This window comes from Achromobacter sp. MYb9 (assembly GCF_002975275.1).
Taxonomy (GTDB): domain Bacteria; phylum Pseudomonadota; class Gammaproteobacteria; order Burkholderiales; family Burkholderiaceae_B; genus Achromobacter.
Genome location: NZ_PCOQ01000011.1, coordinates 99985 through 120931, shown reverse-complemented (window position 1 = coordinate 120931; position 20947 = coordinate 99985). Strand labels below are relative to the sequence as shown.

The 20947-nt window shown below is 58.0% G+C and carries 14 protein-coding genes; 6 read left to right on the top strand and 8 right to left on the bottom strand.

Going from position 1 to position 20947, the window contains the following annotated elements; all coding sequences use genetic code 11:
* Positions 1 to 92: 92 nt before the first annotated feature.
* Both CQ050_RS17380 and CQ050_RS17375 read left to right on the top strand, forming a co-directional pair.
* Positions 93 to 404, top strand: coding sequence for a transcriptional regulator (locus CQ050_RS17380; RefSeq protein WP_105558075.1), 312 nt, complete (start codon positions 93 to 95; stop codon positions 402 to 404).
* The gene (locus CQ050_RS17375; protein WP_105558074.1) at positions 397 to 678 is read left to right on the top strand and encodes a BrnA antitoxin family protein; all 282 of its coding nucleotides are present in this window, start codon (positions 397 to 399) and stop codon (positions 676 to 678) included. Before CQ050_RS17380 ends, CQ050_RS17375 begins: the two co-directional genes overlap by 8 nt.
* A gap of 79 nt (positions 679 to 757) precedes the next feature.
* Here the strand turns inward: CQ050_RS17375 and CQ050_RS17370 are convergent, their stop codons facing one another.
* On the bottom strand, positions 758 to 1012 hold the full coding sequence (locus CQ050_RS17370) for a hypothetical protein (protein ID WP_105558073.1): 255 nt from the start codon (positions 1010 to 1012) through the stop codon (positions 758 to 760).
* 1011 nt (positions 1013 to 2023) lie between these two features.
* Between CQ050_RS17370 and tcmP the strand changes: the two genes are divergently transcribed.
* From tcmP to CQ050_RS17350, 4 genes are all read left to right on the top strand, one after another.
* Positions 2024 to 2878, top strand: coding sequence for a three-Cys-motif partner protein TcmP (tcmP, locus tag CQ050_RS17365; RefSeq protein ID WP_105558072.1), 855 nt, complete (start codon positions 2024 to 2026; stop codon positions 2876 to 2878).
* Positions 2879 to 2957: 79 nt separating this feature from the next.
* Complete coding sequence (locus CQ050_RS17360) at positions 2958 to 3596, top strand: LexA family transcriptional regulator (RefSeq protein ID WP_105558071.1); 639 nt, start codon at positions 2958 to 2960, stop codon at positions 3594 to 3596.
* The gene (locus CQ050_RS17355) at positions 3593 to 4351 is read left to right on the top strand and encodes a phage Gp37/Gp68 family protein (RefSeq protein ID WP_105558070.1); all 759 of its coding nucleotides are present in this window, start codon (positions 3593 to 3595) and stop codon (positions 4349 to 4351) included. Before CQ050_RS17360 ends, CQ050_RS17355 begins: the two co-directional genes overlap by 4 nt.
* A gap of 88 nt (positions 4352 to 4439) precedes the next feature.
* Positions 4440 to 5702, top strand: a complete 1263-nt coding sequence (locus CQ050_RS17350; RefSeq protein WP_105558069.1) for a three-Cys-motif partner protein TcmP — start codon at positions 4440 to 4442, stop codon at positions 5700 to 5702.
* A 326-nt stretch (positions 5703 to 6028) separates the two neighbouring features.
* Here CQ050_RS17350 and CQ050_RS17345 read toward each other — a convergent pair whose 3' ends face one another.
* The 7 genes from CQ050_RS17345 to mobF form a co-directional block, all read right to left on the bottom strand.
* On the bottom strand, positions 6029 to 7372 hold the full coding sequence (locus CQ050_RS17345; protein ID WP_105558150.1) for a hypothetical protein: 1344 nt from the start codon (positions 7370 to 7372) through the stop codon (positions 6029 to 6031).
* 422 nt (positions 7373 to 7794) lie between these two features.
* Positions 7795 to 9174 (bottom strand): TolC family outer membrane protein, encoded by a 1380-nt coding sequence (locus tag CQ050_RS17340; RefSeq protein ID WP_199196849.1) that lies wholly within the window; start codon positions 9172 to 9174, stop codon positions 7795 to 7797.
* A complete protein-coding gene (locus CQ050_RS17335; protein WP_105558068.1) occupies positions 9174 to 10598 on the bottom strand; it encodes an HlyD family type I secretion periplasmic adaptor subunit in 1425 nt (474 codons plus the stop codon). Before CQ050_RS17335 ends, CQ050_RS17340 begins: the two co-directional genes overlap by 1 nt.
* A gap of 5 nt (positions 10599 to 10603) precedes the next feature.
* Positions 10604 to 12793 (bottom strand): type I secretion system permease/ATPase, encoded by a 2190-nt coding sequence (locus CQ050_RS17330; RefSeq protein ID WP_105558067.1) that lies wholly within the window; start codon positions 12791 to 12793, stop codon positions 10604 to 10606.
* Between the two features lie 23 nt (positions 12794 to 12816).
* Positions 12817 to 16959: a calcium-binding protein gene (locus tag CQ050_RS30735; protein ID WP_146121044.1), complete on the bottom strand. Its 4143-nt coding sequence runs from the start codon at positions 16957 to 16959 to the stop codon at positions 12817 to 12819.
* A complete protein-coding gene (locus CQ050_RS17315) occupies positions 16956 to 17339 on the bottom strand; it encodes a hypothetical protein (protein ID WP_105558065.1) in 384 nt (127 codons plus the stop codon). Before CQ050_RS17315 ends, CQ050_RS30735 begins: the two co-directional genes overlap by 4 nt.
* A gap of 714 nt (positions 17340 to 18053) precedes the next feature.
* A complete protein-coding gene (gene mobF, locus CQ050_RS17310) occupies positions 18054 to 20924 on the bottom strand; it encodes a MobF family relaxase (RefSeq protein WP_105558064.1) in 2871 nt (956 codons plus the stop codon).
* Positions 20925 to 20947 lie beyond the last annotated feature (23 nt).

The window sequence follows — 20947 nt, the reverse complement described above, 5'->3', positions numbered from 1 at the left end:
GAGCATGTGCGCCGGGGTCGCTGGGCGGGTCCCTGGCTGGCGGCCCACCAAAACATCTTGCCTCACCAATAAAATGTTAGTACAATTAATTCATGCTAACCGTTATCGAAACTGATGAATTCAGCACCTGGGCCGCGAAGGTGTGGAGCGACTCCGAACGGGAGGCATTCGTAGACTGGATCGCGGCGAACCCGGAAGCAGGGGATGTAATCCCTGGCTCGGGCGGATGCAGAAAGGTGCGCTGGTCCCGCGTCGGTATGGGAAAACGGGGCGGTGCACGTGTGATCTATTACCTTCGGCTGGCCAGCGGCGAAGTGGTGTTGCTGATCGTATACGCCAAAGCCAAGTTCGATAACGTGCCCGCGTCGTTTCTCGCCAAACTCAAGGAGTGCTTTGATGCCTAAGAAACCAGATGCTGAGATGGCTGAGTTTGAAGCCGCACTGTTGCGCAGCGCCAAACAGGCTGTTGACGGTCAATATGCCCGAGTGCATACGCCCGATGAGATCGTGCGGCGGCGTGGTCGGCCCGTCGGTAGTACCGCCGCTGTGCGTAAATCCGCTACTACCATCCGTTTGGATGAAGAGGTTCTGGCTGCTTTCAAGGCAACCGGTCAGGGGTGGCAGACCCGCATGAACAATGCGTTGAAGGACTGGTTGAAAACTCATCAGGTGACCTGAGCTCCTTCCGCGCGTCCCCGCGCAGAAAACCTGCACCAAAGCTAAAGGCCGCCCTCGGGCAGCCTTTAGCTTTGGCGGCTCAGACAAGGAAATGGGCATCCAGCGGGGCGAGTACGGGAAAACAGAAAATGCCCTCCTGCCTAAGCTGGAACACTGCGGCTGTCGCGGCGGGTAGCGCCGCTTGAGGTATGTGAAGGTGGGTACGTTCCTGTAGCCCTTCACCAATAATCTGGGTCGTCACCAATCGTGCGTCTTCCGGCACATCTGCGTCGCGGAGCCGTGCGTTCAATAAAGCTACATATTCGGTAGCGCGGACAGTCTTCATTTCGTTCATTGACTTCGCTCCTTGAGGATCTGGCGAGGACCTCTGGTGAGGAACATCGGCTTTTATTGTCGCTCTGTGACATGACTTTTGCATGACCAGCGTCCTGAAGGATTGGCTGAAGATCTGCCGGTTGTACTGCTCCACCATCCAGGTTCTTGTCCCCCCGGGGGGTAAAGCCCTACCCAAAGCAAAGGGCCGCCCTAGGGCGGCCCTTTGCTTTGGTTGACCATCGGATTTGATACGGGGCGTCCAGTCCCACCGGCTGCGCCGGCGGGGCCGTCCTGCGGACTTTGTGAGCGTCCCCCGGACGCTCACAGGTGCCCTTAAAGCCACCACACAGGACGCACCCTCCGGGTGGGGGCATCCCGTTGATTTTTTTGTGTTTTTCGTTCGAAGGGTTGCTTTCTTTTGTCTGACAATGAACCTCCCAAAAATGTCGCAAGCCACGGGGATCGGGGCATTGCGCGGAGTCCGGCCGTATACATGGATCCGATTTTCGGCATTTCGGTAGTCCGGCGCTGCTCGATAAGACACCTATGAGACGCGTTTGAGACTCATATGAGACAGGTGTGAGACATACCTGAGACAAGTTTGAGACACGTGTGAGACACAAAGGAGACGGGGTTTGAGATATGTGTGAGACAACGCCCGCTCTTTTTGGAATGAAACAATTCTGGTACGTATCGCTCGAGCCACATCGCGGGGCAGCTCTCGCTGCGAGAGTACTGTCACGACACTGGCGACGCGCAATGCGGCCCGATTACCATGGACACGGCCATGTTGGCGCAACTTGCAAGCAATGCGGCAATCAGGTGCTTGTGTTCAACAGCACCGGCTAGTGCGCGGAACGCGCGCCCGACGAGGCCACTGCCCTTTAGCACGCTTTAGGCGTCATTCTGGGGCCTTCACGGGGATCTGGTCGTCAGCGTCCGGCGATGCAAGTTGAACCCATGTTACATTTTAGAACATGTGGGAGGGGTAAATGTCATGCCCGGCCGCGTTATTCCATAGCGAGAAAACTTGAAAACCGAGAAACCCGACGATGTATTGCCCGACCCCTACCCTGAACTGCCGGTGGAGCGGGGACCTCACGGTCGCGGCGTCGGGCGCTGGGTGGTCGATGAAAAACACCGCTATCTAGCACGCTACCTCGACGCCACCCGTGAAGCACAGAAAAAATTCAAGCAGCGAGTGCTCATCGATCCCTTCTGTGGCCCAGGCCGTATCCAGGTGGAAGGCGAGAGCTTCACGCGAGACGGCGGCTCGATCGCGGCCTACCGCCAGTCGGTGCGATCCGGCGCACCGTTCACCAAGCTCTTGGTGGGCGATGTCGAAGCTGATCGCGCCAATGCGAACAAGCTGAGGCTCAACGCCGTGGGTGCGAACGTGCAGAGCTTCGTCGGACCTGCCAAAGAAGCGGTGGATGAGATTGTCAAAGCGGTTCCCTTTGGTGCCCTAGCGCTGGCCTACATTGATCCCTACAATCTCGAGCACCTGTCCTTCTCGATCATTGAGCGGCTTGCCAAGCTGCAGTACGTGGATTTTGCTGTCCACTTCAGCCTGATGGACCTAACGCGCAACATCGATATGGAGCTAAACCCTAAGCGAGACCGTTTCGATCACGCTTTGCCCGGTTGGCGCTTGGCTGTACCGACGGATCAGTTGTCCAAATCGAGCTTGCCCGCCTGGTTTTTCGACGCCTGGTGCAAGGCGGTTGGGGCCTTAGGCTTTAAGATCAGCGGGCAGATGCCGCTAATTACCGATGGCAAGGGCCGATCGATCTACCGTCTAGTGTTCTTCTCGCGCCACCCGCTTCCGGATCGCATCTGGAGTGACATCGCCCGGAGCGGCAATCTAGACTTGTTTCCCAACTAATCGGCCTGCAACGGTCAGGAAGAAATAGCTCGGCATCGTGTTTGCTTGATTAGTGGACGATCGTACACTAAAATGCGGCATGGCTCGAACCAACAATGACGCCCAGCACCTACGCCGCCTACGCGATCTGTACGCCCGCGCGGGTTGTATGCCGTCGTACAGTGAGATGGCAAGGGCGCTCGGATTCAAGGCTAAGAACGCTGCCTTCAAACTGACTCAGCGCTTGGTCGCTTCCGGCTATTTGGAAAAGTCCGTAGGTGGACGACTGGTGCCCAGTTCTGACTTCTTCACCGTTGATTTCAGTGATGACGAGGTGCGCGCGGGGTTCGGCTGCGAGGGCAATGCCACTGGCCGTCTTCAGGCACAGGCGCTGAACCAATTGCTGATCACCAGGCCATCGAAAACTGTGTTTTTGCAGGTGCGCGGCGACTCAATGGTCGACGCAGGAATCCTTAGCGGCGACGTAGCTGTGGTAGAGACGGGCATGCAGGCGGTCCACGGGGATGTGGTGGTGGCCGAGATCGATGGAATCCACACCATCAAGGAATACAGAATCGATCGTGGCAAGCCATACTTGGCTGCGCACGATCAGGACAGACGGAGCATGTGCGCCAAGGAGACGTTGAATATCATCGGCGTTGTCAGGGGCGTTGTTCGGAGCTATAAGCCATCGCTGACGGGCCGGGCTAAGCTAGCAAAGCAGGGAGCATTGCGATGACGACAATCAGCAAAATCGAGTGGACTGAGCAGACTTGGAACCCGACTGTGGGCTGCACCAAGATCTCACCGGGGTGCAAACACTGTTATGCCGAGACTATGTCCAAGCGCCTGAACGCGATGGGCACACCCGGCTATGAGAACGGCTTTGCGCTGACCCTGTTGCCCGAGCGACTCAATGATCCGATCAAACGCAAGAAGCCTACGGTGTACTTCGTGAATTCAATGTCGGACTTATTCCACGATCGGATACCGGATTACTACATTGACAGTGTGTTCGCGGTCATCGCGCAGACGCCTCATCACACTTATCAGATCCTCACCAAGCGCGCCGCACGTATGGCTCGGTATTTCCGGACGCGCTTGGTGCCGACTAACGCCTGGCTGGGAGTCTCCGTCGAAGACCGAAAGTACGGCGTACCTCGCATCGACTACCTGCGGCAAGTACCGGCGACGATCCGCTTTTTGTCTGTTGAGCCGCTACTGTCCGATGTGGGCGAACTGGACCTGAAAGACATTCATTGGGTGATCGTTGGCGGTGAATCCGGGCCAAAGGCTCGGCCAATGAAGATGGAGTGGGTGGAGGCAGTGCGCGAACAGTGCCAGGAGCAGGGGGTTGCCTTCTTCTTTAAGCAGTGGGGCGGCTGGGGCGCAGACGGAAAAAAACGTGCAAAGGCGGCAAACGGTCGTGAATTAAACGGCCGAACTTGGGACGAAATGCCAGTGACGATCGTTCGCCAAGGCAGCGCCATCTGAATTTGTGCAACAGAGAGCTTGATTTTGTGAGGCCTCGCTGGCAAATTGTTTCGTAGGGTTGATCAAAGCGCGCTCAGCGTGCAATTTAATGCCACATTACGATTGGATTTGGGGAAATCCACCCCCGCTGCTGAAGCGACACAGTGAAGTAAAGCACGCACTGCTGCGCAACTACCTCGTCGACTATTTCCTAACGCTCGTCTCGATGCCTCAGCAGGACAAGATTCAGCTGACCATCGTCGACGGCTTCTGCGGAGGAGGCCTTTATCAGAACGAGTCCGGTCAGGAGGCTCCAGGATCACCTCTGGTGATCTTGGAGGCGATCCGCGAGGCCGAGGCCCTCGTCAACATTCGCCAGGAACGCCGCAAGCCGATCCAAATCGATGTAGAGCTAATCTGCATCGACGACTGTCGCTACGCTCTGGATTACCTGCGCCATGTTCTCGAAGATCGGGGATATGGTGAAGCCCTGGTCAAGGGCAGCATCCGGCTGATCGAGGGCAAGTTCGCCGATCATTGTGCAGCTGCCGTCCAACGAGCGCGAGATCGCAGTCCACGCTCGGGACGCGCCTTATTCGTACTTGATCAGTATGGTTACTCGGCCGTGCCGATGGACTGTCTGCACGACATCTTCGCTAAACTCAAGCACGCCGAGGTGATCCTCACCTTCTACATCGACAGTCTGATCAGCTACCTCAACGAGAAGAACCTCGCGGACTTCGAACTATCGACGGGCATCAATTCGTCGGTATGCGCGGCAGACCTAGACGAGATCAAGCAGTCACCGCGCTGGCGAGTTCAGTTGCAGTCTTCCTTGTACCAGAGCCTCACCAGTCAGTGTTCCGCCCAGTTCTATACACCATTTTTCATCCGGCCCGAGCGCGGACATGGCGACTTCTGGCTGCTTCACCTCTCGCAGCACTGGAAGGCACGCGACGTAATGGCGACGACCCATTGGCAGCACCACAACCACTTCGCGCACTACGGCAAAGCAGGCTTCCATATGTTCAGCACGGGCTACATTAGCAAGATCGACGATGAAAAGCGACTGCAGATGGGATTCGATTTCAGTGAATTGGCGGCGACGGTTAGCAAGGAAACTATGATGGCTCAGATCCCTGCTATGCTGTTTGGCGGCGCTGAGGGCGTGACTTTCGAGCGGTTCTTCCTCGAGCTAATAAATACCACGCCGGCGACGCGCGGCATGGTAGAGGCGACGCTGCTTGACCTCCATCAGAGCGGCGAGATCACCGTTCTAGACGAGGCAGGTGATACATCAAAGGCCCGCGTGAAGCTTAAGGCCAATCACGTATTACGCTTGCCCTCGCAGCGCCACTTTAGCTTCAAGTAGCGCCTGCATCGAGCCGTTGCACCTATCGACGGCATGGCGCTGCAATTGCGCGCCGACTTAACGGTACATCGATGCCCAAATGCGTCGGCTCTGCCATGTCGCGGTTATCGCAAGCGAGCAAAGCACGCTTGAGTCTCTTGCAAGGCTCGTTGCGGCCAGATCTGGGGACCGGTAGTCGTTAGTAGTCCAACAACGTCAGCTTGCAACCTGAGGCGGTGAACCCAGGAAATGCTGACAATTTCCTGGCTGGGAGCACGCGTGCGCGATGGCCCGTTTCCACCCGGAGTGGCCTCTCGGCATTCACGATGCTGACGCTCGCCCGTGAATCAAACCGACGTCGTGGTCCCTTCGCCAGACGATGCATCCCGCGCACCCATTGTCGTTGCTTCGAACCAAGCATTCGGAATCGCACGTCCCCACGCAGCGTAAATGGGAGCAAAAGCGATTTGCGGCTGGTCCCTGAGCGTCTGTGTCTCTCCGAGCGTCACGCCGTCGCCATCGCGCATAATCAGGGCAAGCTGTTGAACAGGAATACCGGTTTTGGTTACGAGAATAGCCGACAGAAACTCTTCTCTTTCAGGTGCATCTGCTGCTCTGCGATAAGGATTGCTCGAATCATAGCGGGCGCTCCATATTTCACTGAGGATGATCACTCCATCTGCACCGTACTTGATCACCTCGTTCGCAAGCATCCTCATGACCAAGTACTTTTCCCCGTGCTCTTGAAGAGCCAGCTGCCTCAAATTTACGGGGCGTGCGCCCTTCAAGAGGAAGGCAATGGTGTCGTGATGACCGTCCACGGAAAACATTTTTCTTGCTGTAGCGAACAGTCCGTTCAATGTCGCTTCGGGCGCAGGGTCTGTAGACGGGAATATTCCCTTCGGATCGAGCCCATACTTGGTTGCGGCCTGTTCTGCACTCTCCCTGTCAAATTTGATAGCTCTCGACTCGATCGCCATTGGCTGCCCCGTGGCAATCCACACATCGTGGCTACGAGCGTCACCGTGACCGATCATGCAAGGCAATCTCCCCCCTCGGGAACCTTCACCTTCTGTGCGGTCGATGTCGCCGACCATTGTGGAAGGCGGTTCCAAGCCCAATTGCCGGTGGGCATCAGCCACCAACTCGGCGACCTTCCCGTACGCGATCCCCACAGCGTCTAAGAGTTCGTAGTCTGGTAAGCTGTTTTCTACCCACCGGCGTTGAATGCGTAGGATGCCATCCTTGAAAACGTGCTTTCTCAATGCTTCAGTGGAAATGCCGTTGATCAGCTCAGCTGGACTTTGAAACAGTTCGGCAGGGACCTCCATCCGTGGCCCTTCCTCGTAATAGGACGCCATGATCTCGGCTCGAACAAAGCTATGCGCTTCGAGATCGCCCTGTTTCTCGATTTTGTTGCGTGCGTCTACCATCCACCGCATCAAAGGCTCAGCGCGTAGTCTGTCTTGCCACGATTCATACCAAGGATCGAAGTCAGTGAAAAGCCGCTTATTATTTTGCAGAATGAAAGTGACGGTGCGCAGCGTCTGAATTGTGGTCTGGATAGAGATCCTAAAGCTCTCAGGGTCAAAATATCCACGCTCAGCCTCATGCCAGTGCCTATGTACGTCTCCAAGCCGACGGTCGACCGCACTCAACGGGCAGCGATTTTCATGCTTACCCTCGGTCATCTCAGAACCCCGCATAGGTGTGCCTCGTATAAACTCGGTGAACAGTAGAACTTGCTGCCCACTTGGACTCGTGTCGATTGTCAACGATTGGCGTGCTGCTGTCGATTGAATCCACAGCCGTGAGCAGCCCCTCATTGATGCTCGCTTTTGACTGTGCCGTGATACGACCCTCCAACCACGATGGGGTAGGCACGCCAATGCGTCCATGTCCTCCTCACCGTCCCATCGTGAGAACCATTAGGTCTTGAATCTCTGCTGGAGATACTACAGGCCTGACCAGCTCCGATTTGACCTCCTGGCAAATAGTTGGAAGGGTTGATAACTGGACAGTTCCGGTGGAATTAGCCTAGGATGGCGTCGCCATGGAACGGCGCGACTCCTGATTGGCAGTTTATGCTTTTTGAATGATCACAGGAGGTGGCTTACGGTGCGAAATGCACAAAGTAATCGCCCACTTTCTGAATATCCTCGCCGGAGAGCGTTCCGGTAAGGTGTTTGACCTTGAGCCACGCCATGAGATAGGCATATCGTGCTTGGGCAAGGTCCTTCAGTGCATCAAAATAGCGTTGTTCCGCGTCGAGGATGTCGGCATTGACCCGCTCACCGCCCGCGACGCTTTTTCTTACCGCCACGGTCAACGCCCGCGCGGAGTCCACCGCAAGTTGGTAGGCGTTCAACTTCGCGACGCTACTGTTGTAGAGGTTGAACTGCTTGCGCAGCTCGTTGAGTATTTCTCGTGTCTTGGCGTCGCTCTCGTAACGCAGGCGTTCCTTGTTGTCCACTGCCTGTCGGACCGTTGCCGACACACCTCCGCCCGCGAAGATTGGAATGCTGACTTGGAGCCCGACTGAGTTGGTCACGTACTTCTGGCCATACGTGCTTTCCGAGCTGGATTTATCCCGGCCCGCGCTAGCGTAGGCGCTGACCTTGGGCAGATGGCCGGCCCTGGCCTTGCCGACGGTGTGGTCGGCAGCGTCCAAAGAGTATCGCAGCGCGGCAAGCTCCGGATTGTGGGCGAGTGCCAGTCCGCGCCAATGTTCAAAGCCGGAGGGATCCAGCCGCTGCACCGGAAACCGCGCGCCCAGCGCATCCAGGTCAGTGGCCTGCACCGGCTCTCCCACCATGGAGCCCAAGGTATTGAGCGCGGCATCCAGATTGTCCTGAGCCTCGATTTCTTGGGCCAGCGCCAAGTCATAGCGGGCTTGCGTCTCTAATACGTCGGTCCGGTTGCCTTCCCCAGCCGCGAGCCAGCGTTCGTTCTGCGCCCTCTGCGCCTGGTATGCGCGCTTTTGCGCGCTCACCAAGTCTATTTGGTCCATGGCGTAAAGCGCATCCATGTACGCCTGTGCCACGCGTACCGCCAGTTCGTGGCTGCGGCTGCGATAACGCTCATCCGCGTAGCTGGCTTGGGCGACCCCATAGTAATAAGAGGAGATCGCTTCGTAGTCGAAGATGGGTTGCTGCAGATTCAGCGAAGAGGAGTTGCTGCGATAGCTGCGATCCGTGGTCTGGTCGCCGAAGAACGTGGGTTGTGTCACCTCTGAGCGGTTGCGCCCATTCCGATACTGGAATGTGACGTTGGGCAGCAGCCCCGCCCGGCCTTTTGCCCTTTCCTCGAGTCCGGCGTCGCGCTCCTTGCCCGCGGCGGCGAATGTCGGGTCACGCTCCAGGGCCATGCCGTAAAACTGCATCAGGCCCGCCGCACCCGCTTGCGGTATTTCGCAGCACAGCAGCAGGCATGCCGCCAAGACGCGTGCCATCGGCGCGCGGCAGAGGATCGTCGGAAGGTGCCGGCCTTGCATCACCGCTCCCGTATGCTCTCTTGACCGTATTGCATCAACGGGGCCAGGAAATACTCGATGACCCTACGTCTGCCGGTCTTGATTTCGACAGTCACTGCCATGCCAGGCACAAGCCGAATATCTGAGCCGTTCACCCCGATTGTGGGCCGTTCGATGGCAACGCGCGTGGCATATACCAGTCCGCGCTTTTCATCGTTGATGGCGTCTTCGGAAACCGATTTCACCGTGCCCGGCACGATGCCGTATTTTGTATAAGGAAACGCCTCTACTTTGACTTCAGCCGCCTGTCCGGACGCCACGAAGCCGACATCCTTGTTTTCGAGAAAAGCCTCAATCTCCAGTATGTGATCTTCCGGGACGACTAACATCAGAGGCTGGGCCTCAGTCACCACGCCGCCCACCGTGCGCACGGCCAACTGCTGTACTGTGCCGGAAACGGGTGCCGTTAGCCGCGTCAGGCGCTCCGATAAGTGGGCCTTGACCAGGTCTTGATCCAGCAGCGCCATTCGCTGGCGTCCCTCGATCAGCCGGTTGAGGTTGTCGTGCCGAGCGTTCGCGCGTACGGTCTTTTGTCGCTGGCGCGCTTCGGCAATGCTGGCTTCGATTTCCTTCAACCGGCTGCGTTGCATCATCAGGTCCGATTCCTGTTCGATGCGCTCCCGCTCCCGCTCCAGGTACGTATTGCGGGCCACATATTGGCCATCGGCCAATTCCTTCAGAGAGTCGGCGCGCTGGCGCGCGATGGGCACCGTTCGTTCTAGCTTGCGTACCAGCGCTGAAGTGGACTGGTATTCCGCCTGCCGCCGTGACACCTCAGTATCTATTCCTGCAAGCTTGGCCTGTAAGGCCAGGAACTCGGCGTGTGCGAGGCGTTGGGCGTCTGCCAGTGCACGCGGCGTGGCGTTCGTGCCCTCCAGTGTAGGAGGGCTGTCGGACTCAATGGCCGCCAGCATGGCTTCGGCATGGATCGTCTGTAAGGTCCAAGTTTGCAATTCGTTGACGATGCGCTGTTGTTCCGCACGGCTGACCGTGCCATCAAGCTCGATGAGCAGGTCGCCGGCGCGCACAGCCTGGCCCTCCCGGACATGAATCGCCTTCACGGTAGCTGTACCGATGGGCTGGACGACCTGCGTACCCGCGCTTGGGATGAACTTTCCCTGGGCTGTGGCGACGATATCCACCTTTCCGAACACAGACCAGAGCAATGTCAGCGCAGCGAACGTAATCAGCAACCACATGGCGACTCGGGGCGCTGGCGATACAGCCTGCTGTTGCAGCGACAGCGCGGATGGCAGGAATTCTGCCTCGTCGCTACGGTAGCGTTTGCTGTCCCAGGACTTCCGCTCGCGCCATGCGGCGGCGAAGACCTTGGCATAGCGTTTGAAAAGGTCGGTCCAGGCGCCGACTGTTTGTCCGGTTGCCACGCTGCCTAACCCTGTTGCATGCGATACAACGCGGCGTAGTGTCCGTGTTCGCGCTGGATAAGGTCGGCATGCGGGCCTTCCTCGACGATGGCGCCGCGGTCCATGACGATGATCCGATTGGCATCCTTCACCGCAGACAGGCGGTGCGCGATGATGAGCACCGTGCGGCCTCGGCTGATTTCGCGCATGTTGCGTTGGATGACGCTTTCGGACTCGTAGTCGAGGGCGCTGGTGGCTTCGTCGAAGATCAGGATCCGCGGATTCGACAACAGCGCCCGGGCAATGGCGATACGCTGCCGCTGCCCACCCGACAATGTGGCGCCGTGCTCACCCACCATGGTGTCGTAACCTTCCGGCAGTTCTGCGATGAACTCATGTGCGCCCGCCAGCTGGGCGGCGAGCATGACGTGCTGCAAGGGCATCCCGGGGTCGCTCAGCGCAATGTTGTCGCGGATGCTGCGATTGAACAGCACGTTTTCTTGCAGTACAACGCCGATTTGCCGGCGCAGCGAGCTGGCGTCGATGGTGGAAATGTCCACCCCGTCCACTAGCACCCGTCCGTGCTCGGGCTGGTATAGCCGCTGCACCAGTTTGGTCAGCGTGCTCTTGCCTGAGCCAGAGCGGCCAACGATGCCCACCGTTTCACCCGGTTGCACCCGCAACGATACTCCTCGCAAGGCGGGCTGAGCGCCCGGCCGGTACCGAAATTCGACCCGATCGAAATCGACAGCGCCGCGCAGCGAGGGCAGGGCGGGTCGCGGCGTGTGCACTTCGGTACGCGTATTGAGGATGTCGCCCAGGCGCTGCATCGAAATGCCAACCTGTTGGAAATCCGTCCACAGTTGCGCCAGGCGCATGACGGGTCCGGCCACGTTGCCTGCCAGCATATTGAAGGCGATTAATTGGCCCACGGTGAGTTGCCCGTCGATCACCAACCGGGCACCCAACCACATGGTGGCCACGGTCACGAGTTTACTGATAAGCGTCACACCACTGTGGGCCACGGTACCCAGCGCCGTCGTCCGGAAGGCGGCCTTGACATAGGCCGCCAACTGGTCGTCCCACTTGCGGATCCACTGCGGTTCGACCGCGCTTGCCTTGACCGTCTCTACACCGCTGATCGTCTCGACCAGGAACGACTGGTTTTCCGCACCGCGGTTGAATTTCTCGTTCAATCGAGCCCGCAAGGACGGCGTGAACGCCAGGGAAAGCAGAAAATAGCAAGGCAGCGACACCGCCACGATCAGCGTCAGCCAGACGCTGTAGTACGCCATCACCGCCAGGAATACGATGGAAAAAAGCAGGTCCAATACGACGGTGACGGCGTTTCCCGTCAGAAACGAGCGGATGTTCTCTAGCTCGCGCACCCGCGCCACCGAGTCGCCGACTTGACGCGCCCGGAAATAGGCTAGCGGCAGACTCAACAAGTGGCGGAATAGCCTCGCACCCAATTCCACGTCGATGCGGCTGGAGGTATGTGCAAACACGTAGGAACGCAGCGCAGTTAGCACGACCTCGAAGCAGACCACTGCCAGCAGCCCGACCGCGATTACATCCAACGTCGTATAGCTACGATGCACCAGCACCTTGTCCATGATCACCTGGAAGAACAGCGGCGTGACGAGGGCGAAGAGCTGCAACACGAAAGAAACGACAAAAACCTCCCCCAGCAACCTGCGGTACTTGACGACAGCTGGAATAAACCAGCTGAAATCGAATTTCGACAGATCGCCGGCCAGAGAGGCCCGGGACACCAACTGGATCAACTCGCCAGACCACATTCGTTCGAAGGCATCTAGCGACAGTTCGGTGGGGCCTGGCTGGCGCGGATCCTGGATAAGGACCTTGCCGCCGTCCTGTCGCGCAAGAATGAAGAATTCGCCTTCGCGATCGCTGGCGATGGCGGGCAAGGCGGTGGTGGACAGGCGCGTGATGCGAACTCTGGCTCTGCGGGCGCGCAAGCCCAGTTTGGCGGCCGCCAGCAGGATTTCGGTGTAGCCAAAAGGCTGGCCGGGCGCGCGGAACTCATGCGCTAGCTGGTCTACGTCGGCGGCGACCTGATGATAGCGGGCAACCATGGCCAGACAGATCAGGCCCGTATCGAGGACTGGCGGCGAGGAACCCGCGCGAGCGTCTCCGCCCGGAGCTGAGCCGGGCGAAGACGGCCCGGCCGGGCCGCCTTCTATCAACTTCATTAGGGGCTTCCTGCTTGGTGGCTTTATTGCCAGTTCGCCGCGATGACTGGTGTCAAAGCGGTTTGGTAGGCAGCAGGCAAGGTGGTCTGGCCGCTGGCGGGCGGCGAGAACGCCGCCATCGCATCGACAAGGTTTTGAACTCGCGTATCCACGAGTAGCGTAGTGCCCACGCGGATTTCCTCCACGCGCTGCGCCGCGTCGGTGTACCAGCCATCCACCAGCACCTTGTCCGAGGTACCAATGATGCTGATCTCCAGATCGTCGTTCACCTGGCGGAACCAAAGCTGGTTGTTCTGGATACCGTCGAATTGCGCCACATCGAGATTGCCGGCAGTCGCGTCGTTCTCAACGATCACGTCCTGACCATCGCCGCGCACGAACCGGTAGGTATCGTTGCCCGTCCCGCCGATGAGCCGATCGTTCCCCAGGCCGCCGATTAACAGATCGTTGCCCGCGCCGGCCGAGATGGTATCGTTGCCCGATCCCCCCTGGATCGTGTTGGCGCCGGCGCTGCCGCTCAGCGTGTCCGCGTGGGCACTGCCTGTCAGGTGTTCTATCGAGACCAACCTATCGCTCCCGGAGCCGCCCGTTGCCTGCGCGGTCGTGACCGCCAAGCTGACCGTCACGCCTGACGTGGCGTACTGGTAGTTGACCGTGTCGTTGCCTGCCGCGCCATCGAGGCGATTATTGCCAGCCCCTGCATAAATCAGGTTGTTGGTGGCATTGCCGGTGAGGTTGGCTGCGCCCGAAGCAAGGATGCGGCCGCGTTCCACGTTGGCGCCCAGTGTATATGCGGACAGGTAGCTGTAGACGGTATCCGTACCGCCACCAGACAACTCGGTCACCACATCCGCCGCGTTGTCGACGTAATAGGTGTCGTTGCCCGCACCGCCAATCATGACATCGGCTCCTGCGCCGCCGTTGATGACGTTGTTGGCGGCATTGCCTTCCAGCCGGTTGGCCAGCGCATTGCCCACTAGGTTGACGGCAGCCGCGCCGCTCAGTACTGCATTCTCGACCTGGCCACCGCCCAACGTGGCCAGATTGATGGCAAGGGCACTAAAAACGGTGTCGGTGCCGCCCGCGGCCGCCTCGACGATGCTGTCGCCAACGTTGTCGACATAGTAGACGTCATCACCCGCGCCGCCTTCCATCACGTCCGCGCCCTCACCGCCGTCCAACGTGTCATTGCCCGCATCGCCAATCAAGAGATCGTTTCCGGCGCCGCCGTTCAGCACATCCTTGGTGGTATTGCCACGGAGTATGTCATTGAAGTTGGAGCCCACAATCTTCTGAACCCGTTCGAACGTCGAGCCGAAGTTGTCGCTGCCAATCCACTCAAAATACTCCCCTGTGTCGTCGTAGTATGATTTTTTCGGACCGACGGCCCACGTGACTTCAACGCCCCGGTTCGCCTCGGCGTATGACAGCGTGTTAAAGCCGTTCTCTCCAAAGATCCGCGTATTCTCTCCCGTAACCACGAACGTATCGTTGCCGGCGCCGCCTTTCAGCACCGACGCCCAGGCTCCGCCGATCAACGTGTCACCGAATGCCGACGCGACCAGCGAGTTTACGTGGACCAATCCATCAAACAACAATGGCCGCGCCAAGCTTCGTATGCCAGCGGCGCTATCGTTGGCGAACGAGACCGTGGTCGTCCCGGTCAAGTTGGAAAAAAGATCAAATTTCGTAATATCCGCTCCGGTCAACACCACGGAATGGGAGTCATAGGCTGCGGTTATTTCGATTCCCTCAGAGACGCGCCTAACGAATACCGTATCGGCATTGTCCAAACCGGCCAGTTGCACCTGATCACCGGCCTCTCCCACCTGAAAACCAGACAAGACTGTATTACCCGCCGACGCGCTCACCAGCAGATGATCCACATTCTGCGATAAGGTGAAGCGGTTCTCGCCCGCACCTGCGAGCATCAGATTAAATCCGTTGCCCAAAACCACGGTCTCGCCATTCCGGCCGAGATAGGCTCGCGTATAGCCGGATGACTGCGCAAAAGCAGCCAGCAACTCGTCCATCACTACCTTGCGGTCCGCAGCATGCTGCAATGCCTTGCCGTAGGCCGAGAATGTGGCCGAAGCAAAGTCCGCATCGCCCGGCGAGTGGAACATCGCCCCTCCCGGAAGGTGGCCGGTGTACGAGGCATTTTGCGGCACAAGGGCGTTCAAGCCATTCCTAAGTTGCTCCAAACGAGCAGTAAGTGCTTGGGTCTGTGTGTGTGCCTGCCAAAAAGCACCGACCGCGACGCTCAAGGCAGAAGCAGCCGTCTTAGCCGTTGCAATGGCCTGTAGACGTTGACCATTCTGCCCTGAGAAGTTAGCCACCATGGCTGCGGTCGCAGCTGCGGTCGCAGTTCCAAACGCGTTGTCTTCCTGCGTGGCGGCCGTTGCGATGGACTGGTCAACGCTGCCGGCGTCTTGGATCCAGGCAACCATGTCCTTGCCTGCCGTGCTGCCGAACCTCTTGTTGGTCGACGTATACATGGTGATCAGCGATGTGTCGCCTAACGTCAGCAGGCGATTAGGATATCCCTGCGTCGTCTTGTAGCGCTGCGTCTGCATCCACTGCTGCAGCGTGGCGAGGTCCGGGGAGAAATTCTGCGTCGTGGAGTTGAGGGCCATACCGGCAGCTTGGGCGTGGCCACGCGCCAGTGCCGAATAGCCCTTGAACACATACTCCGCATAAATCACGGCTGCTCCGCTGGCCACCATTCCAGGAGGCACAACAGTCGATGATGCCGCCCTCATCGCGAAGGGAAGCATCGGCTCGTTGCCATAGCCCAGAATAACCACGCTAATGTTCGAAGGGATACTGTTCCAGCGCTGCTGATAAATCGAGGATAATGCTTGATTCAGAGCGCCGGACTGAGACCAGCTTAAATACTTTCCGTCCAGAATGGTCCCGCCCAGCACGACGGGCGCCCAACGGTCACTGACGTTGGCGAGCGCGAGGCGGTCGGCCAGATACGCCAAGCTCTGCGCATTGTCGTTCGCCGATGCGACACCGTCAGCGGTCACCATCCGGGAGCCGATGCGAGCAGCGTCTGCCGCCGCTTTGGTGAATGTGGTTTGCGCAGCGAACTGGTCAGAGGTCGATTGAATGAACTGAACCGCGTCGCCAGATACGAACTTCTTGCCGCCCAACTGCATGCCAACAATGGATGCACCTTTTTCAGGTGAAAACGTCCAATCCACCATCGTATGGGTATTGGACAGCACGCTGCCGTCCCCATTCTGCCAGCGAACCGTCACACCGTTTTGCGTAACTGTGACCATGCCACGGAGGCTTCCGGCTAACGAGTCCACGACCACGCTTTGTCCATCCATATTGACCTGTGCGCCAGGTGGAATTGAGCCAACCTGAATGCCGTTGATCACGATGGACGAGGCGCCGTCTTTGGAGAATGTGATGGTTGGCCCCGTGGCTGGGTCCTGGTCCCCAAGTACACCGCGGATGTAGGCACGGCCCACCTCGTCTACGCCAAAGTCAACCATACTTGAGGTGTCGACCACAACCTTGGTCTGATCGGCCAGCGAGGTGAACGACACGTGCTTGTCGTCAACGCTTTGGATGTCGACGAGATTGGCCAACTCGGGAAGGGTATGCTCTCGAGTCTGAATTACCCGGGAATCGTAGGCGCTACCGAGGACGTTACCAAGATTAGAGAAAGCACTTTTCATGCTGTCAAACGCCGCCGCGAAATCAAGCGTGCTTTTGGAAACGCCCGCGCCTATTGCGAATGCCGATAGCGCAGAGCCTAAAACGGCGGCCGTCACGGCAATCGTGGCGACTACCGGAATCGTTGCTGAGGTCAATACAACAGTGGCCAAAGCCCCTGCGAGAGCGGTCACGCCTGCCAGGGCCGAGTAAAAGTCTGACGCTTTCACCTTTCCGGGTGTGTTCGTCAGATAGTCCTGTCGCATGTCAAGCAAGGCAGCGCTGGTGGCCCCGAAATTGACCAGTGCGACGCCCGATACTGGAACCGATTTACCGAACATTTGTATAGTGCCCACGCCCAATTGGGCAATACCAATCGTCGTGGTCAAGGATTCTTTCGAAAGCAGAAGGGGCGGAATAGTTCCAGCGACCGTAACACTGCCGAATATGGTGTCGATCGCGGAGATTGCATCTTTAACCGATTGCGCACTCATTTCTTTTTCCTCATTCGGTAAATAAATTCGATTAGTAAGTAGCCAAGGAACATCCAAATCGTTGAGAACGGCAGGTCGAATTTCGCACGTTCTCTATCTTCATGAAGCGCAGCCACCAAGTATCCAGGTGGTAGCGAATCCACCCCTTCTACTTGAATCCTTGCAACCCGCCGATTCGTCGAAAGGGGGAACACCGGCTGATGAAACCAAGTGACGGTCACATCCTTCCCTGTTATCTCCGGAATTTTCGAGAAGGCAAAGCAGTCCTTATCTTGATAAAGAAAAGGTCCGCCACACGTGAAATATGCGTCCCCGATCTGCAGGGCATAGCCAGTCCTTCCGGTGTACAGAAATTTGGCCTCCCCTCTGGACTTATACATTTGTGCGTCAGATGGAACCACGGCGAAATAGGCGTATGCGCAGGGCAACAAAAAAGACACAACATATAGAAAGCAGAGGAACAGTCTTCCACTGTTTATTGCGTCGTTTTTTGTTAGGAATACCCATAGCCTTCGAAACATGTGCAGCCTGACGTTCTGATAGTTGTTAAAGCAATATTGATAGAAATTTTCCGGTGAGGCCAAATTCCCTCGGGTTGCATAAATTGAGCACGGGCGAAATGCGTCCCCCTACCATTTCATCGTTGCCCTGCTTCGCGTAACGCAACGGGAACTGAGTGCATGCGCAGCTATGGCCTGCACGGAAAAAGTCCATACGCAATTTAGTTTTTGGTAACAATACTCGAAGAATATGCAAATTGGATGACTGAATGTCCCTGCTGGAATTGGAGTTGTCACAAAAATGACATCATCACTTCCGGCCTGTCTTCCTGATAAGGCATTACGCAAACTTCAACTCACCCGCTCGTTAGGCCGTGCGCGATTGGAGATCGCCGATACTTGCAGACCTGAAGTAAAGCGGTCACTAGGGGCGAAATTTCTGTCGATGAAGATTGCGCCATGGCAGAGCAGGGCCAGCCTTTTGCAATTAAACCGAGGGATAACGATGCAGAACACATTCCTAAGCGAACGGAGAATTAATCCATGGAAGCGCAGGCCAGCGGCGTGATCAGAGGATGAGGAGGAGAGCGCAAACTACTTTTGAAGGGCGGCATCATGGGGTAACTCTTTTCGCCGCCACGGACGAGAAGTCTCTAGCCCAATATCGAGAGCGGCTGTCTTTTCCTCGAGCCGATCAACAACGTCGGCGAGCTTGCCAGCGTCATTGGTATAGATCTCCGTTTGGTGACGTGCCCGCGAAATCGCCACGTAGTAGACGTCGCGCTGCGTGGTGCGGCTAAAACTCTCGGAGTTGATCAGTGCTCGATCGCATGTCAGTCCCTGCGCGCTGTGGCTCGTGGACGCGTAGGCCCGATCTAGATGCAGCGGCGCTGTTGCCGCGTTCATCGTGACTCGTCGGCCGTTGCCGCCGATGGTGACCGTTGTGGGCGTGACGGCGAGCACTTCAAACCGATCACCGTTGGCCAAATCGAGAGCCGCGTTGTGCCTCGTCGCCCGAACCCAATCGCCGGCGGATAATTCTGCCTTGACCGGTTCGTAGACTGACAACTTGGCGGCGCGAGCAGGATTGAAGGTGGTCCGGACCTTACTTTCCATATGCTCAACGACTAGGTCATTGGGCTTTCCGGCAAGCGCGCCAATAACGCGGTACATCTCGCCCCGCCGCAAATTCCCGGTTTTGTAGTCCCGCTCCGGCTGCACAATATCCCCAGCGATGAAGTACTTTGCCACTCGCCGTTCTGCCTGCGTAGTGTCACGTCGGGTAAGCATCTTGAACTCAAAGCCCCGGCCGCCCAGGCCAAGTGCTTGGTGGGTGGCCTCATTTAGGGCATTCCGCGAATCGTTCGTGCCGGTCACGATAAGAGTCTCCCGCCGCTCATCGTCGTTCAGCGTTGCGTATCGCGTCGCTATCGCGTCATATCGTTCGCCGTCGTCCTTGATGGTGTGCACGGCTTTCAGCTTTTGATCTAACACGCCAAGGGAGGCAGACGCCTGACCCTTTGCCGCTAGTTCCACCGCAGCCTTCAATTCAGGCGATTTCTGCCGAATGATGTCCCCCATTAGGGCTGTAGCCATGCCAGCGACCTGCAACTGGTGAAACGGGCGGCCAGCCTCGATGGCTTTGGTTTGGCCCGTGTCGCCCAGCATGACGATGCGTGCGTCGTCAGCCTCGGCCATTTTCATCAGGCGTTCCATGAGGCGGGCTGGGACCACGCCCGCCTCATCGATGACCAGGACGGTTTTCGGGTCGAGCTTGAAGCGGTCTTTCTGACGTGCCTCCAGAACGGACGCTACGGTCCTGGATTCCATTCCGAGTTCCCGCAGGGCTTCGATCTGCTTGCCGTAGGACGCCACGGCCTGGACCTTGAAGCCCGCTGCCTCAGCGGCCTCCTTGACTTGAGCCAGCATGTGCGACTTGCCAGTTCCAGCCAGGCCTTGGACGCCGATGAATCGGTGTGGCGTGCTGAGGATCAGATTGGCGGCCGCCAGCTGGCCTGGCTTCAGCGAGCGGCCAGCCATAGCGCCTTGGGCTGCTTGAATATCCAAGATCGGCGCGACCTGGTCACGCCCCTCGCGCTCGATCTGGAGGATTCGCTTTTCGCGCTCCCGTGCCACCTGTGTGGTGTACCTTGCGCCGGTCGGAACAAGCTCGCCTCGAGCAATCGAAATGCGGATTTTTTCTTCCGCATGTTTTTTGCTCATGCCACCGACGACTAGGGCGGCGACCAAGTCCGACCGTGATTCGCCGGCACCGTCTTTGTCCTTCGCGTGCCGGTACTGAATCGTCCCAAGGATCAGATGGCCTTTATCAAGTGAGCGCTTGACGGCCGATTTGAGGTCGCCCAGCTTTATGCCCATGCCGTGCGAACGGTGCAGCGCGGTCTTGAGCATCTCTTTTCCGTCCATCACGGATTCGCGTTCGGTGTGGTGCTTGATCGCCCACCGAAGACACTCGTCGGCAATCAGAGCAGCCGCTTCCGGCGTCAATTCCTGACGGGGCGGCTTGCCGCTTTCCGATTCGGCTTCCTTTTCCAGTGGTTGCTTTGCTCCATTGAAATCAATGCCGAGTTCAGTTGCCTGTCGTTCCCAGTCACGCTGAAGTTCTTCGCGAGAAATTTCGGGAGCCTTGTCCAGGCGAGTTTTGAGGGCGATAGTTTGCTTGAGCGCTCTGCTCGCAGATTCGCGGGTTTCACCCAATGCCGCCAGTTCGGCGTTGATGTCCTGCGAACGCTTGGAGAACCCTTCGATGTGATCCCGAGAGATATGCGCGAGTTCGAAGCTCTTGCCCTCGTAGCGGATCTGATGGCCGGACTTCTCCAGGCGGCTGGCCAGCTCGGCGTGGTACACCGATTCCATCATGGACTTCAATCGATAAATTTCGTCGTTCGATATTGCGACCCAGCGCCCATCGGCGCGTCGGGTGAGGTTCATCAACAGTGCGTGGGTGTGCAGCTGGGGATCCGAATAAGCACCATCGGTGGGCCTGGCCGTCTCGTGCCGAAACTTCGCGATAACAGCATTGCCCGTTCGCTCCGTAGTCGTTATTCCCTGCTCCGTCTGGCGCGCACGCAGTAGCTCGTGTTCTAGAAATTCCAGCGCCTTGCTCACCGCGTAGTCGTGGGCCTCGATGACTGACGGATCCTTGCCGGCAAGCGCCTGGATGCTGACGCTCTTAGGCGGAGAGAACGTCATATCCAGTGCCGCACGTGCCTCAGCATCCAACCTGATAGAACGCGATAGTTTGACGTCTGGACCAAAGTCACCGCGCAGCGCACGCAGGAATTCCTCCTGTTGAACCGCGCCGGTAAGCCCTAGTGCGTCGGCCGCCTTGCCTTGCCATTGCGCGGCCGTACCATCGCGACTGTAGTAATCGTCTTTCTGGTCCGCGTAGTAATGCGACGCCTTTGTGGCGGCGCTCCGATGGATTGATTTCAAAGAGATCATTAGATTCCCAAGACGCGCAGACC

Bases quoted from the DNA above. Each gene is read 5' to 3' on its own strand.
- CQ050_RS17355 (WP_105558070.1), top strand. From the start codon at position 3,593: ATGACGACAATCAGCAAAATCGAGTGGACTGAGCAGACTTGGAACCCG.
- CQ050_RS17340 (WP_199196849.1), bottom strand. From the start codon at position 9,174: ATGCAAGGCCGGCACCTTCCGACGATCCTCTGCCGCGCGCCGATGGCA.
- CQ050_RS17370 (WP_105558073.1), bottom strand. From the start codon at position 1,012: ATGAACGAAATGAAGACTGTCCGCGCTACCGAATATGTAGCTTTATTG.
- CQ050_RS17330 (WP_105558067.1), bottom strand. From the start codon at position 12,793: ATGAAGTTGATAGAAGGCGGCCCGGCCGGGCCGTCTTCGCCCGGCTCA.
- mobF (WP_105558064.1), bottom strand. From the start codon at position 20,924: ATGATCTCTTTGAAATCAATCCATCGGAGCGCCGCCACAAAGGCGTCG.
- CQ050_RS17350 (WP_105558069.1), top strand. From the start codon at position 4,440: ATGCCACATTACGATTGGATTTGGGGAAATCCACCCCCGCTGCTGAAG.
- CQ050_RS17345 (WP_105558150.1), bottom strand. From the start codon at position 7,372: ATGACCGAGGGTAAGCATGAAAATCGCTGCCCGTTGAGTGCGGTCGAC.
- CQ050_RS17380 (WP_105558075.1), top strand. From the start codon at position 93: ATGCTAACCGTTATCGAAACTGATGAATTCAGCACCTGGGCCGCGAAG.
- CQ050_RS17360 (WP_105558071.1), top strand. From the start codon at position 2,958: ATGGCTCGAACCAACAATGACGCCCAGCACCTACGCCGCCTACGCGAT.
- CQ050_RS30735 (WP_146121044.1), bottom strand. From the start codon at position 16,959: ATGAGTGCGCAATCGGTTAAAGATGCAATCTCCGCGATCGACACCATA.
- CQ050_RS17315 (WP_105558065.1), bottom strand. From the start codon at position 17,339: ATGTATAAGTCCAGAGGGGAGGCCAAATTTCTGTACACCGGAAGGACT.
- CQ050_RS17375 (WP_105558074.1), top strand. From the start codon at position 397: ATGCCTAAGAAACCAGATGCTGAGATGGCTGAGTTTGAAGCCGCACTG.